This is a genomic window from Providencia rustigianii (assembly GCF_900637755.1).
In the GTDB taxonomy this organism is placed as follows: Bacteria; Pseudomonadota; Gammaproteobacteria; order Enterobacterales; family Enterobacteriaceae; genus Providencia; species Providencia rustigianii.
The window spans coordinates 1,112,409-1,126,693 of sequence record NZ_LR134396.1 but is presented as its reverse complement, the minus strand read 5'-3'; the positions used below and the strand labels follow the sequence as shown (position 1 = coordinate 1,126,693).

12 protein-coding genes are annotated in these 14,285 nt (G+C 43.2%); 8 read left to right on the top strand and 4 right to left on the bottom strand.

All coding sequences use genetic code 11. The features are described 5' to 3' along the window. Positions 1-32: 32 nt before the first annotated feature. Complete coding sequence (locus tag EL244_RS05080) at positions 33-791, bottom strand: AraC family transcriptional regulator (RefSeq protein WP_006812778.1); 759 nt, start codon at positions 789-791, stop codon at positions 33-35. 112 nt (positions 792-903) lie between these two features. Between EL244_RS05080 and EL244_RS05075 the strand changes: the two genes are divergently transcribed. Continuing rightward, positions 904-2,028 carry a multidrug effflux MFS transporter gene (locus EL244_RS05075; protein ID WP_126459210.1) on the top strand — a complete coding sequence of 375 codons (1,125 nt, stop codon included), beginning with the start codon at positions 904-906 and terminating at the stop codon, positions 2,026-2,028. A gap of 250 nt (positions 2,029-2,278) precedes the next feature. Here the strand turns inward: EL244_RS05075 and EL244_RS05070 are convergent, their stop codons facing one another. From EL244_RS05070 to EL244_RS05060, 3 genes are all read right to left on the bottom strand, one after another. After that, positions 2,279-3,022 carry a type 2 GTP cyclohydrolase I gene (locus EL244_RS05070; RefSeq protein WP_126459207.1) on the bottom strand — a complete coding sequence of 248 codons (744 nt, stop codon included), beginning with the start codon at positions 3,020-3,022 and terminating at the stop codon, positions 2,279-2,281. Positions 3,023-3,290: 268 nt separating this feature from the next. Beyond that, positions 3,291-4,787: a C69 family dipeptidase gene (locus EL244_RS05065; RefSeq protein ID WP_126459204.1), complete on the bottom strand. Its 1,497-nt coding sequence runs from the start codon at positions 4,785-4,787 to the stop codon at positions 3,291-3,293. Between the two features lie 429 nt (positions 4,788-5,216). Continuing rightward, positions 5,217-5,423, bottom strand: a complete 207-nt coding sequence (locus tag EL244_RS05060) for a YbfA family protein (protein ID WP_115164058.1) — start codon at positions 5,421-5,423, stop codon at positions 5,217-5,219. A 423-nt stretch (positions 5,424-5,846) separates the two neighbouring features. Between EL244_RS05060 and kdpF the strand changes: the two genes are divergently transcribed. From kdpF to EL244_RS05025, 7 genes are all read left to right on the top strand, one after another. After that, on the top strand, positions 5,847-5,936 hold the full coding sequence (gene kdpF, locus EL244_RS18275; protein WP_039854003.1) for a K(+)-transporting ATPase subunit F: 90 nt from the start codon (positions 5,847-5,849) through the stop codon (positions 5,934-5,936). A 1-nt stretch (position 5,937) separates the two neighbouring features. Continuing rightward, positions 5,938-7,641, top strand: coding sequence for a potassium-transporting ATPase subunit KdpA (gene kdpA, locus EL244_RS05050; RefSeq protein WP_039854004.1), 1,704 nt, complete (start codon positions 5,938-5,940; stop codon positions 7,639-7,641). Between the two features lie 13 nt (positions 7,642-7,654). Then, entirely contained in the window at positions 7,655-9,718 is a 2,064-nt protein-coding gene (gene kdpB, locus EL244_RS05045) for a potassium-transporting ATPase subunit KdpB (protein ID WP_006812786.1), read from the top strand. Positions 9,719-9,728: 10 nt separating this feature from the next. Further along, a complete protein-coding gene (kdpC, locus tag EL244_RS05040; protein ID WP_039854006.1) occupies positions 9,729-10,322 on the top strand; it encodes a potassium-transporting ATPase subunit KdpC in 594 nt (197 codons plus the stop codon). 8 nt (positions 10,323-10,330) lie between these two features. After that, complete coding sequence (kdpD, locus tag EL244_RS05035; protein ID WP_126459201.1) at positions 10,331-13,024, top strand: two-component system sensor histidine kinase KdpD; 2,694 nt, start codon at positions 10,331-10,333, stop codon at positions 13,022-13,024. Between the two features lie 16 nt (positions 13,025-13,040). Then, positions 13,041-13,724 (top strand): two-component system response regulator KdpE, encoded by a 684-nt coding sequence (kdpE, locus tag EL244_RS05030; RefSeq protein WP_006812789.1) that lies wholly within the window; start codon positions 13,041-13,043, stop codon positions 13,722-13,724. Between the two features lie 110 nt (positions 13,725-13,834). Then, positions 13,835-14,230: a DUF5329 family protein gene (locus EL244_RS05025; RefSeq protein WP_115164056.1), complete on the top strand. Its 396-nt coding sequence runs from the start codon at positions 13,835-13,837 to the stop codon at positions 14,228-14,230. Positions 14,231-14,285 lie beyond the last annotated feature (55 nt).

Sequence of the window (14,285 nt, the reverse complement as noted above, 5' to 3'; positions counted from 1 at the left end):
AGCCTCGATTTTTCGGGGCTTTTTATCGATGATTATCGCTGATACTCCCGTGGAGTACACCCGCTCATTTTGCGAAAAAAGCTAATAAAGGCGCTATCACTGGCTAATCCAAGCTCTTGAGTAATATAGTAATATGGTTTATCCAAAGCCAATAGTTCCAGCGCTTTAATAAATCGCCATTGTTGACGCCAAGCTTGATAGGTCATGCCCGTTTCTCGCAGAAAAATCCTTGAAATTGTTTTTTCACTCGCCCCTATCGTCTGAGCTAATACATTTAACGGCGGTGGTAATAATTCCATGTCTAAACCGTTAAAACGTCGATCCTGAGGAAATGACAGTAAAGTAGGCTCGGTTGTTGCACTCTGTAATTCATCAATAAACACAGGGATTAAATTCGCTAAACGCCCTTCTTTCCAGTCGCTATCAAATGATGTTAGTGCAATTATCTCTAGTAATTCCCTTAATAACGGCGAAACCTTCAAAATACTCACGTTACTTGATATTTGTGCCGAGTAATCTTGATTGAGATACACCGAACGATAACCGACAGATGCGCGCATTTGCGCTCTATGCTGGATAAATGGCGGGATCCAAGCCACTCGTCCCGGAGGCAATAAAGAGATTTTATTTTCCAAGCTAATGCGAATACAGCCCTGTTGGGTAAATAAAAGCTGCCCCATTTCATGGGTATGCTCTCCTGAATCATGTAGCCCCATTTGCGCCGCAATCCCCAAAATTGGAGCATCATACCAATCTGTTTGGAATTCATCCGTCTGTAATAACCACGCCATAAATGTCTCATTTTTGATATTTATTGTCTTTATTATTGTAATAAGACAAGTAAAAAGCCAATAAACTTCTCAGCATTCCCACAGATTAAAGAGAAGAATATAGGTAAATCAAATGAACCGCTCACTTTCCTTATGGCTTGCTGTGGCTTTAATGATGTTTCCACAAATTGTCGAAACCATTTATAGCCCCGCGTTGACCGATATTGCCGCTGCATTCCACGTCAATGCCCAACAAGCCTCACAAACATTATCACTCTACTTCTTCGCCTTCGCTTTGGGTGTCATTTTTTGGGGAAGAATATGTGACATTATTGGCCGTAGACCGACTATTTTAGCGGGATTACTGCTATATGGCGTTGCTTCAATTAGCGCTCTTTTTATCTCTCAATTTTATTGGTTACTTATTCTACGCATGCTATCTGCATTTGGTGCTGCTGTAGGATCTATCGGTACTCAAACGGCCATGCGCGACTGTTATCAAGGTCATGAATTAGCCAAAGTTTTCTCAATTATGGGGATTGCTCTCGCTATTAGCCCAGCGCTTGGAATGATTTTAGGGGCGATATTAGTTTGGATTGGTCATTATCGCGCCGTATTTGTCGGATTAGCCCTACTGGCCATGGTGCTTTTGTTATGGTCTTGTTACAAGCTCCCTGAGACCAAACCCGATAATGTGATCAAAGCTCCATTTTTTCACACTTTTTTACGCATGTTGGGGGATAAACTAATTCTTAGGAATGTGATCTTGATTGCATTTTTCAACATTAATTTATTCAGTTATTACCAACTTGGCCCCTTTATTTTTGAACGATTAATGCTCAATCAACAACAATTTGGTTTGACTGGTATTTTATTAGCATTTGGCGTTGGGCTTGGGTCTATCATTAATCATTATTTATTGGCTAAAAAACAACCTACCGAACGAATTATTAGGCTTTCAAGTTTGATCTCTTTCGTCTGCGGTTGTTTGGTTTACTTGCTAATCGATAGTGTTTGGTTTGTTGTTCCCGTTATTGGTGTGGTGGTGGGATATGGAATTGCAATCCCCAATATTCTCGCCCATGCACTTAATGCTTATCAGGATAGAAAAGGCACCGCAGGCGCAATTTTAGGGCTGTTTTACTATATGGGATTAGGACTCGGATTAATGGTCGCAGGTGAGATTCAAAACCTAGGGCTAGTGCTCATCACTTCAAGTCTAATACTGCTTCTTACCGCACTAAAATATCGAACTTGATCTATTTCTATCATCAAGCGCAACTGGAATATTTTCTATTATGGGTATGGGATATTTTCTATCACAAAATTATTTTCTATTGCGTAGCTATTTTCTATTGTGTGGTTATTTTCTATTGCGTAGCAATTTTCTAAATAGTTCACGTTGTAGCTAGGCGGCAAATGAGCTAATCCCTAGGAACATACAAAAGTATGTGACTAGGGTTAGTGAGTGAAGCCAACAACGCTACAGCGCGAAATATGACGAAAATTTAGGCCGGGTTATCTATATCTATAAAGATAGCCTCCACATCATGACTATCATTCAACCACTTCGTCAACGCCTTAATCCCATAACGCTCTGTCGCATGGTGCCCTGCACTGTAGAAGTGGATCCCCATTTCTCTCGCTATATGGATAGTTTGTTCTGAAACTTCCCCTGTGACAAACGCATCGACACCAAACTCTGCGGCTTGCATGATGAATCCTTGGCCACCACCGGTACACCACGCAATCTGGCGGATTTCATCTTTGGCATTATCGCCACAATGTAGTACTTTTCGCCCTAAGCGAGTTTCTAAGCGCTCGGTTAATTCTGTGGGTGATATCGGCTGATCAAAGAAACCAAATGGCATTAACGGCTCAATACTGCCGTTCACTTGCACTCCCATAATGTGAGCGAGTTGCGCATTATTACCTAATTCTGGATGAGCATCTAAAGGAAGGTGATAACCATAAAGGTTAATATCGTTCGCTAATAAGGTTTTTAGGCGATTTCTTTTCATACCTTTGATGATGGCAGGTTCGTTTTTCCAGAAATAGCCATGATGTACAATCACCGCATCCGCATTTAATCTTACCGCTTCATCCAATAATGCTTGGCAAGCCGTCACGCCAGTAACAATTTTTTTGACATGGGGACGACCTTCCACTTGCAACCCATTAGGCGCGAAGTCTTGGAATTCACTGACGTTCAATTCGTCGTTAATCAATTCTTCTAACTTAAAATTATGCATAATTGTGTCCTTAACGCCTTCATTTCTCATTAACTTGTCTACCACTAGCATAAACGGAAAGATTATTTTTTTCTGTGGTATTTATCCACCAGCCCACAAATGACGAATAATTTATATAGTTTCATCATAATAAGAAACCTATGTTATTAATTTATTTTAAAATTTCATCCAGATTTTGATACAAAAAGTCAGCCAACATAGTGAAAAAAAGGTTCTCAACCTGAGAACCTTTCGACTATTTATCGTTAAGAAACGTTATTCACGCGACTCAGTCTTTCTTCGACTTATTGGCAAAGAAAATATCAGATTGAATATCTTCAGTCCGAATCGTGAACAGCTCATTCGTCAAATCTTCAGTCAGCTTCTCAGCACTTGCCATCACGTTTAAATTGAACTCATTGAGCATTTTATTGGCAGCCGCTTTATCCGTTTTCGCCATTTTCAAATATTTAGCTTCCATGTCTTTCTGTTCTAACGCCGTTTTAGCTTCCCACTCTTGATACGCTTTTTTGACGATCGGAGCCAGTTTAGGGTAGTCCGTCATTACCAAAGTTTGAAGTTTACGGTATTTCCAATAAATAGAGTTGCTATCTGCTTTATCTGAACCGACACTATAATGTTTTGGATAAGCTTCTAACCCGCTGTAATAAGGCACAAAAGCGGTCAAATCAGCCATTCCCAACCCCACATAGGTTACTTCGCCGATTTCTTGAGGTAACTCAGGGCGCACTTGCATCACATGAGCTTCATAGGTTCTAAATACACTAATCGGTCTCCATGGTTCTTTTCCATTTAATCCATTGGTATATGGGTCATGTTCAGTGCCTTCAAAGTGGTTACGCAGCATCGATTTGGCTTCTTCGACCGACACTTTTTTCTCTGGCGTTAAGAAAGGCGCAAAATTTCTGCCATCAGCCACATCTTGTTTTAACGAAGGATTAAATTGCTGCTGAATAACCCAAACACGCGGGTCATTGTATGTGCGATCACGCTCATCATCTCGGGTATAGGCTTTAGAAAAATTAAACTCACCGTCTGTGGCTGGGTTATAAAGCCCTTTTTCTACCGCAAATTCAATCAGGTTTTTAGATCCTAAAACATCAGGATTTTTCACATCAAAAGCTTGTAAGCGCCCCTGATTTCCTGTCGCAAAATATTTATCTTTAGCTATTTTTTGTGCCATCCATTGATGACCGGTACCCGTTTCTAAATACCACAATTCATCTTTATCAACGACCGCCACACCAAAACCTTCACCCGCACCTTGAGTCTCAATAATATTCCCTAATAACTCCACTGCTTCTCGTGCTGTTTTTGCACGTGAAAGTAGAACGTCCGGAATATCATCTTCCGTAATTCCCGTTTCTTCAACATACGGATCAAATGCCAATGCTTTAGGTGAAGCAAATATAGATTCAGTACCACTGACACCGACACCTAATTCATTAAATCCCGTTGCACCATGTAATTGAGTTTTCCAATTTGGTACGGTTGTATATCGTAATGATTGTTTCGGTAATGGATAAGTAAAATTATTAGCACCATTATGTTCTTTAGTGCTATATATTCCTGATTGATTTTTTTTTGCTGGATGAATAACAAAATGTTGTGCTTTTAGTGCATTACTATCCGCACTTCGAGCAATAATTAAAGAGCCATCTGTCGTGGCATCAGAACCCGCTAGAAGTGTTGTACAGGCAAAACCAGACGATATTAATGCGACATTAATTGACAATGCTATAACACATTTCTTAAATAAAAACATGATATTCCCCATTTATACTCATCAAACTTCAAGATACAGTGTTGTTGACGTCGCTAATTCACGGGAGTCAGCCATTCATGAAGACTTCCAGCGATTCGCTAGTTTGAAGCCTAGCTGCACCTCGAATTATTTAGAGTATATTAATGATTAAATTAACGAATACAGTTTTAGTGGATATTTATAGTATTAATTTAAATATTACTGGGGCTAGATATTAGCAATGGGGTTAATACAATTACCGTGATTCACTTCTCAGTGTGATTTAATTAAATATAATTATTATTTAATTAATTTTTTATTGAATAACATATCTTTATTTTTAATAACATTGATATCTAAGTTTTAATTATATTAATACGTCTTTATAAATAAAAAATCCCCACAATTAAACAATTGCAGGGATATCTTTCTAGTGAACTCAATCACTGACTAACGATGGCTTTCCATCGCAACTTCAGAGCTTGCTAACCATACTGGTTTATCGCTGGTTTTTGCCCAGACTTTATGCAAGTAGCTATAAAATCTTGCTCTCTTTGGATAAAACACCATAACCGGAAACGCAATAACGCCAGCTGTCACAGCAGCAGTGCGGCGCAAAATGACCTGATTACGGGAGTATTCTTGATATGTGGACATCGATATCCTCCTTCAGTAGCCACGAATTTTTTGCCGATTCCAGTCTTGCTCTTTATCTTTGAACTTCACTTCGTTACAAAAAGAGGCGCTAAAATCGAACAACCTATTAATTATTTCATTAACTGAACACATAATACCGCAATTTGTGTAATTTAACTACTCATCTGACCACTTAAACATAAAATAAATTGATTTATCGTGCCATTTTCGTTGCTTTATTACATTTATTAACCTTTATATGTAATTAATACACTAAATTGCCACATATCATTAACAATCTATACTTTGATTATCTTCGTTCCCATCTGGCTCAACCTTAGTCGATCATTTTTATACTTTTTTTACATCCCTCCGGCTCTTTTTATCAGCTTCTTTACAAGCAAATGCCTAACCTAGCGCAATGGAAATAATAAGGAGATAACAATGTCACTACTTTCCATTACTGGTGCAGTCCTCGTTGTTGTACTGCTGGTTTATCTGATTTATGCCCTGCTCAATGCGGAGAATTTCTGATATGGCCATCAATGCGCTTTTACTCATCGCAAGTTTTTTACTGGTACTTTTGTTATTAGCAAAACCGTTAGGCAACTTTATTGCTTATCTTATCGATGGCGATATGCCACGCGCTATAACCAAAAGTGAATCGCTATTTTGGCGTTTGAGCGGAATAAAAAAACCGGGGCGTGAAATCCCTGAAATGAACTACTGGCAATATGCCATCGCTATTTTGGTCTTCAATCTTCTTGGCTTTGGATTACTGTTTACGATCTTAATGTGCCAAGGTTCATTACCATTAAACCCACAGCACTTTCCGGGAATGAGCTGGGATTTAGCCTTCAATACCGCCATCAGTTTTGTTGCAAATACCAACTGGCAAGCTTACAGCGGTGAAAACACGCTGAGTTATTTAAGCCAAATGGTTGGGCTGACTGTACAAAATTTTCTTTCCGCAGCAACGGGGATCGCCGTGGTATTTGCGCTGATCAGAGCATTTTCCCGTCATGGCAGTAAAACTATCGGTAACGCATGGGTCGATATCGCTCGCATTACCTTATATTTACTGCTGCCACTCGCCATTATTTTTGCGTTATTTTTTGTCAGCCAAGGGGTCATTCAAAACTTTTCCCCTTATGTACTGAGCAATAACCTTGATAGCGGAGCTCAACTGCTACCGATGGGCCCGGTCGCCTCTCAAGAAGCCATTAAATTATTGGGAACTAACGGAGGTGGATTTTTTGGTGCTAACTCATCTCATCCTTTTGAAAACCCAACTGCGCTGAGTAACTTTGTACAAATGTTGGCTATTTTCCTGATCCCTGCGGCACTGTGTTTTGCTTTTGGTCGCCATGTTAGTGATAGCAAACAGGGGCATGCACTACTTTGGGCAATGAGCATTATTTTCGTGATTGCGGCGGCAGTGGTGATCCACGAAGAATATGTAGGAAATCCATTCTTATCCGACCTTCAGGCTAACAGTAGCGCCAATATGGAAGGAAAAGAGAGTCGCTTTGGTATTTTAGGCTCGGCGTTATATGCCGTCGTTACTACCGCTGCATCTTGTGGTGCGGTCAACTCAATGCATGATTCCTACACGGCTCTTGGTGGCATGGTGCCAATGTGGTTAATGCAAATTGGTGAAGTGGTATTCGGGGGGGTGGGCTCAGGCCTATATGGCATGTTGCTGTTTGTTTTACTCGCCGTATTCTTAGCCGGATTAATGATTGGTCGTACACCTGAATACCTAGGTAAAAAAATTGAAGTCCGTGAAATGAAAATGGTCGCACTTGCCATTTTAGTCACCCCCACCTTAGTGCTCGTTGGGACGACAATTTCATTGATGACTGAAGCAGGTCGAGCAGGCATTTTAAATCCGGGTGCTCATGGCTTTAGTGAAGTGCTGTACGCATTTTCTTCCGCAGCCAATAACAACGGTAGCGCCTTTGCCGGTTTAAGTGCCAATACACCGTACTACAACGTTATGTTGGCGCTGGCGATGTTCTTGGGTCGCTTTGGGGTTATCTTCCCAGTTCTTGCTATCGCAGGTTCTATGGCAATCAAAAAACCTCAAGCGGCAAGCCTTGCCACATTACCAACCCACGGTCCGCTGTTTATCGGTTTATTAATCATGACAGTTCTTCTCATTGGTGCGTTGACCTTTGTTCCAGCACTTGCACTCGGTCCAATTGCAGAACATTTGCAAATTTGGTTAGCGGCATAATGAGGGTGAAAAAATGAAAAATCAAAAAACACAATTATTTGATAGCAAACTGGTTCGCCAATCGATTATTGACTCAATAAAAAAATGTACCCCACAAGCTCAATGGCGTAATCCCGTCATGTTTGTGGTGTACATCGGCAGTACCATCACCACCCTTTTATGGCTGGGCATGGCATTAGGCTACGCAGAAGGTAGCGCATGGTTCAGCGGAATGATCGCCCTATGGCTATGGTTTACTGTACTGTTTGCTAACTTTGCCGAAGCCTTAGCTGAAGGCCGTAGTAAAGCGCAAGCGCAAAGTTTAAAAGGGGTTAAACAACAAAGCCGCGCCACAAAACTCGCCGCAGCCTCCCTTGATGCCCCGCAAGAGGCCGTCAGTTCAGATCAACTGCGCAAAGGGGATATCGTGTTAATCCGTGCAGGGGAAACGATCCCCTGTGATGGTGAAGTTCTCGAAGGTGGCGCTTCCGTGGATGAAAGTGCGATCACCGGGGAATCAGCTCCGGTGATCCGTGAATCTGGCGGTGACTTCTCATCGGTCACAGGGGGAACTCGTGTTCTTTCTGACTGGCTGATTGTTGAATGTACGGTTAACCCCGGTGAAACATTCCTCGACCGGATGATCTCGATGGTTGAAGGCGCTCAGCGCCGCAAAACCCCTAACGAAATCGCCCTAACCATTTTACTGACTGCCCTCACGATCATCTTTGTTCTCGTGTGTGCAACATTGTATCCCTTTACACTATTTGCCGCGGAATACGCCGGAGCAGGTAGCGCGGTTTCCATTATTGTCCTGATAGCCCTGCTTATCTGCTTGATCCCCACCACCATTGGCGGCTTGCTATCGTCGATTGGTGTAGCGGGAATGAGCCGAATGCTCGGCGCGAATGTCATTGCCACCAGCGGACGTGCCGTAGAAGCAGCGGGAGATGTGGATGTCTTATTACTGGATAAAACAGGTACCATCACATTAGGTAACCGCCAAGCGTCTGAGTTTCTACCGCTCACCGGTGTCACTGAGCAGCAATTGGCTGATGCAGCACAATTATCCTCACTCGCGGATGAAACCCCAGAAGGTCGCAGTATTGTCATTCTGGCTAAGCAAAAATTTAATTTGCGCGAACGCGATATTCACGCCATGAACGCCACCTTCGTTCCTTTCTCTGCGATGACACGCATGAGCGGTGTTAACGTCGGTGAAAGAATGATCCGCAAAGGTTCAGCAGATGCTATTCGCCGTTATGTGGAAGCCAATCACGGTAAATTCCCTGTAGAAGCCGACAAGTTAGTCGAAAAAGTTGCACACTTGGGGGGAACGCCGTTAGTGGTTGTCGATAACCAAACGGTGCTTGGCATTGTTGCCCTGAAAGATATCGTCAAAGGGGGCATGAAAGAGCGCTTTGCCCAAATGCGTGCTATGGGGATCAAAACCGTGATGATCACGGGGGATAATCATCTCACCGCCGCTGCCATTGCCGCAGAAGCAGGTGTGGATGACTTTTTAGCGGAAGCGACACCGGAAGCTAAACTGGCGCTGATCCGCCAATATCAATCTGAAGGTCGACTGGTCGCCATGACCGGTGATGGGACTAACGATGCACCGGCACTGGCTCAGGCTGATGTTGCCGTCGCGATGAACTCGGGAACTCAAGCGGCTAAAGAAGCCGGTAACATGGTGGATTTAGACTCTAACCCAACTAAGTTGATTGAAGTGGTTCACATTGGTAAGCAAATGCTGATGACCCGTGGTTCTCTGACCACATTCAGTATCGCCAATGATATCGCCAAATACTTTGCCATTATTCCTGCCGCATTTGCCGTAACGTGGCCTCAGTTAAATGCGCTGAATATTATGCACCTGCACTCACCAGCATCGGCATTACTGTCCGCTGTCATTTTTAACGCCTTGATTATCATCTTCTTGATTCCATTAGCGCTAAAAGGGGTAAATTACCGCCCAATGAGTTCACAAGCATTATTGCAACGCAACCTGAGTTTATATGGTTTAGGTGGATTGATCGTACCGTTCGTCGGGATCAAACTTATTGATATGTTCATCAGCTTATTTGGTATTTAAGGAGCCCATTATGAACATGTTTCGCTCATCATTGATGATTCTCTTTTTACTGACCTTAATGACGGGAATTGCTTACCCACTTTTCGTGACTGGGATTGCCAATGTGCTTTTCCCAGCCCAATCCATGGGTTCACTGATCCTGCAAGATAGCCGCGTTATCGGCTCATCATTAATCGGACAGAACTATAAAAATGAAAATTACTTTTTCGGTCGCCCATCGGTAACGGCAGAAACACCGTATAATTCATTGGCCTCTGGCGCTAGCAACTTGGCTATCAGTAATCCGTTACTGGAGCAGCAACTGACTCAGCGTAGCACTGAACTAAAACAGCATAATCCGAACGGTGGTTCAACCATTCCAGAGGATTTGCTGACGGCGTCATCCAGTGGATTAGACCCTCATATTTCGGTAGCTGGGGCTCTGTATCAAGCCCCTCGGATAGCGAAAAACAGACAGTTACCGCTAGACAAGGTAAAATCGCTTATTGCTGAACATACCCAAACGCCGCTGTTTCGATTCTTAGGGGAACCGGTGGTAAATGTGTTAGAACTTAATATTGCCCTTGACCAGTATCCATGGGAAGCCAATAGCCAAAGTCACTGAGGTTAGTTATGAATAATCAGGAGCCTATCCGCCCGAATCCCGATGAACTATTGGTTAAGGCGAATGAAGATGGGCGCGGCAAACTTAAGATTTTCTTCGGCGCCTGTGCAGGCGTCGGAAAAACCTACGCCATGTTACAAGAAGCTCAGCGCTTGCGTGCTCAAGGTCTCGATGTGCTGATTGGGGTTGTCGAAACCCATGAACGCGAGGAAACCGCTGCGCTGATCGATGGGCTCCCTCAGTTACCGTCAATGAAACTTCATCATCGAGGGCGTCGATTGCACGCCTTCGATATTGATGCGGCTCTCGCTAGGCATCCTGCCATCATTTTAATGGATGAACTGGCTTTTAGTAATCCCAGTGGCAGTCGTCATCCTAAACGTTGGCAAGATGTTGAAGAACTCCTTGATGCTGGAATTGATGTACTAACCACCATCAACGTTCAACATATTGAAAGTTTGAACGATGTAGTCGGAAGTATTACAGGAATTCGAGTTAGAGAAACCGTGCCCGACCATATATTCGATGCGGCGAATGAAGTTGTTTTAGTCGATTTACCACCAGATGATCTCCGCCAGCGATTAAAAGAAGGCAAAGTCTATATTCCAGGGCAAGCTGAACGCGCTATCGAACACTTTTTCCGTAAAGGCAATTTGATTGCCTTACGAGAATTAGCCTTACGGCGTACCGCAGATCGCGTCGATGACCAAATGCGCGAGTTTCGTGATGGAAAAGGTGAAGCCCCCGTTTGGCATACTCGTGACGGTTTGCTGCTGTGTATCGGTCACAACACGGGGAATGAAAAATTAGTTCGCGCTGCGGCGCGACTTGCCGCGAAATTTGGCAGCGTTTGGCACGCCGTGTATGTGGAAACTCCAACCTTACACCAGCTTCCAGAAAACCAACGGCGAGCCATTTTAAAAGCACTGCGTCTGGCTCAAGATTTAGGCGCCGAGACAGCCACACTTTCCGATCCCTGTGAAGAAAAAGCCATTTTACGTTACGCCCGAGAGCATAACCTCGGTAAGATTTTAATCGGGCGACGGGATAAACACCGCAAATGGTATAAATTCAATTTGCGCTCAGGTTTCGCTGACCGATTAGGCAAGTTAGGTCCCGATCTGGACTTAATTATTGTGGCACTTGAAGAAAAAGGTGATTGGGAAAAAGAACCTGAAAGAAAACCATTCACCGAAAAATGGCGTTCTGATATGAATGGTTTTTTGATGGCCATTGTTATGTGTGCCGCCATTACCCTATTCTCCCGCGCCTTTTTATTAGCGCTCGATAAAGCTAACTTAGTCACGCTCTATTTATTGGGGGTGGTACTCGTCGCCCTATTTTACGGTCGTCGCCCCTCTATTTTTGCTGCGTTAATCAACGTCCTCAGTTTCGATTTATTCTTTGTACAGCCTCATTTTTCTTTGGCTATCATGGATATGCAGTATTTAGTCACGTTCACCGTGATGCTGATTGTTGGGGTTGTTGTGGGAAATTTGACAGCCGGAATGCGCTATCAAGCCCGAGTCGCTCGCTATCGAGAGCAACGTACCCGTCATTTATATGAAATGACCAAAGAGTTAGGGCAAGCGATGACGACGGAAGATATTGGAAAAACGGGCTACCATTTTCTGAATAATGCCTTTCAAGCCAAAACGTGCTTATTGCTGCCAGATGAAAATAATCAGCTGATACCGTTACTAAGTGAAGGCTGTAGCCAATTACAAATCGATAAAGCCATCGCCAAGTGGAGTTTTGACAAACGCCAACCTGCTGGAGCGGGTACCGATACTCTACCCAGTGTGCCGTATCAATTACAACCCATTACTACTGCCGATGAAACCCTTGCAGTGCTTGCCATTGAGCCTCGCAATATTCGCCAACTGCTAGTACCAGAACAGCAGCGCATGCTGCAAACTTTCACTGGGTTAATTGCTAGCAGCCTGTCTCGTTTGCAACTCACTAAGCAAGCAGAAAGTGCCAAATTAGATATCGAGCGGGAACAGCTCAGAAATTCGTTGCTTGCCGCCCTTTCCCATGACTTAAAAACACCGCTGACTGTGTTATTTGGTCAAAGTGAAATTTTGATGTTGGAGTTGTCAGCCCAAAATTCACCGCTAACGGATCAAGTCAGTCAAATGCGCCAACAAGTTCTCAGTACTTCGCGTTTAGTGAATAATTTGCTGGATATGGCACGCTTGCAATCAGGGGGAATTCGTCCCAACTTAGAGTGGCAATCTCTACAAGAAATCACCAGCAGCGCAGTAAGAACGCTGGATTACACGTTACATAGTCACCCTCTTGAGATTGATATTCCCGCGGATTTACTCCTGTATTGCGATGCAAACTTAATTGAGCGCGTCCTGATTAATTTATTAGAAAATGCCGTAAAATATAGTGATTCGGATACCCCAATGGGAATTCGAGCCACCACCGAGTCACAAAAAGTGCATATCGAAATTTGGGATGCCAGCAACGGTATTCCTGATGGACAAGAGAAAACCATTTTTGATAAATTTTCCCGTGCTCAGAAAGAGTCCGCCATTCCCGGTGTTGGATTAGGCTTAGCCATTTGTCGCGCGATTATTCAAATCCATGAAGGGGAAATTTGGGCACAAAACAATGATAAAGGTGGAGCTAGCTTCCACTTTGTTTTACCTTTAAAGCCATTACCCGAAATTGAAACTGAAACCGATATTTAGGAGCATCTAGCTTACTGTGACTCCCCATCAAATCCTGATCATTGAAGATGAAAAAGAGATCCGCCGCTTTGTTCGACTTGCGCTGGAGGGCGAAGGCTGGAAAGTCTTTGAAGCCGAAAATTGCCAACGAGGGCTGATTGAAGCAGGTACTCGCCAACCTGATTTGGTGATTTTAGATCTCGGGTTACCTGACGGTGATGGGCTCGATTTAATCCGCGATTTACGTAAGTGGAGCAGTATTCCGCTGATTGTGTTATCCGCTCGCGAGGAAGAGTCGCAAAAAGTAGCCGCTCTCGATGCTGGTGCCGATGATTACCTGACTAAACCATTTGGTATTAGTGAATTACTTGCTCGTGTGCGTGTGGCTTTGCGTCGTTTCGGTAAAGCAGGACAAGAAAACCCTACCTTTCAATTTGGTGATGTCACTGTAGATTTTATTAATCGCGTCGTGACCAAGGGAGAAGAAGAGCTCCATCTCACGCCAATTGAGTTTCGCCTGTTAAGCGAAATGGTGGCAAACAGTGGTAAGGTTCTCACTCAGCGCCATCTGTTACTGCAAGTGTGGGGGCCAAGTTATGTAGAACATAACCATTATCTGCGTATTTATATGGGGCATTTACGTCAGAAATTAGAAACCGATCCCGCCCGTCCGGTGCATTTGCTTACTGAAACAGGCGTTGGTTACCGGTTTATGCCTTAAGGTTTCCGCATTGTGATTATTCTTAAAGTTACATTCTCGGACTTTTACTGATAGTTTATTGGGCTCGGCTACCTATAATTTCTCCATCTTAATTTATCGGAGAATCCCCTGTGTCTTCACTATATTCCCTGTTATCTCGCCGTTTTGCTTCTCTGTTAGTAATTTTTCTCACTGTATTTGTCACAACTAACGCATTGGCGTTAAGTCCTGAAGAAAAAACCCGTACTGAAGCTTTATTAGCCGAATTAGGTAAACAGCAGAATTTAACCTTTACCCGTAACGGCTCCGGTCATAGCGCCGCTGATGCAGAATCACATTTACGCTTAAAATTAGGTAAAACCGAAAAACGCTTAAAAACCACTGAACAGTTCATTGATAACGTAGCATCAAAATCGTCCATTACTGGGGAAGAGTATCAAGTGACCGATGCTCAGGGAAAAGTGACTAGCGCCAATCAGTATCTACATGATTTACTGAAAAATAACGTTGATAAACAAGCCAAGTAGCTTACGTCTTTATTCCATAAAAAACTGCAATTTTATGGAACCATTTCAGAATCTA

Bases quoted from the DNA above. Each gene is read 5' to 3' on its own strand.
- EL244_RS05080 (WP_006812778.1), bottom strand. From the start codon at position 791: ATGGCGTGGTTATTACAGACGGATGAATTCCAAACAGATTGGTATGAT.
- EL244_RS05075 (WP_126459210.1), top strand. From the start codon at position 904: ATGAACCGCTCACTTTCCTTATGGCTTGCTGTGGCTTTAATGATGTTT.
- EL244_RS05070 (WP_126459207.1), bottom strand. From the start codon at position 3,022: ATGCATAATTTTAAGTTAGAAGAATTGATTAACGACGAATTGAACGTC.
- EL244_RS05065 (WP_126459204.1), bottom strand. From the start codon at position 4,787: ATGTTTTTATTTAAGAAATGTGTTATAGCATTGTCAATTAATGTCGCA.
- EL244_RS05060 (WP_115164058.1), bottom strand. From the start codon at position 5,423: ATGTCCACATATCAAGAATACTCCCGTAATCAGGTCATTTTGCGCCGC.
- kdpF (WP_039854003.1), top strand. From the start codon at position 5,847: ATGTCACTACTTTCCATTACTGGTGCAGTCCTCGTTGTTGTACTGCTG.
- kdpA (WP_039854004.1), top strand. From the start codon at position 5,938: ATGGCCATCAATGCGCTTTTACTCATCGCAAGTTTTTTACTGGTACTT.
- kdpB (WP_006812786.1), top strand. From the start codon at position 7,655: ATGAAAAATCAAAAAACACAATTATTTGATAGCAAACTGGTTCGCCAA.
- kdpC (WP_039854006.1), top strand. From the start codon at position 9,729: ATGAACATGTTTCGCTCATCATTGATGATTCTCTTTTTACTGACCTTA.
- kdpD (WP_126459201.1), top strand. From the start codon at position 10,331: ATGAATAATCAGGAGCCTATCCGCCCGAATCCCGATGAACTATTGGTT.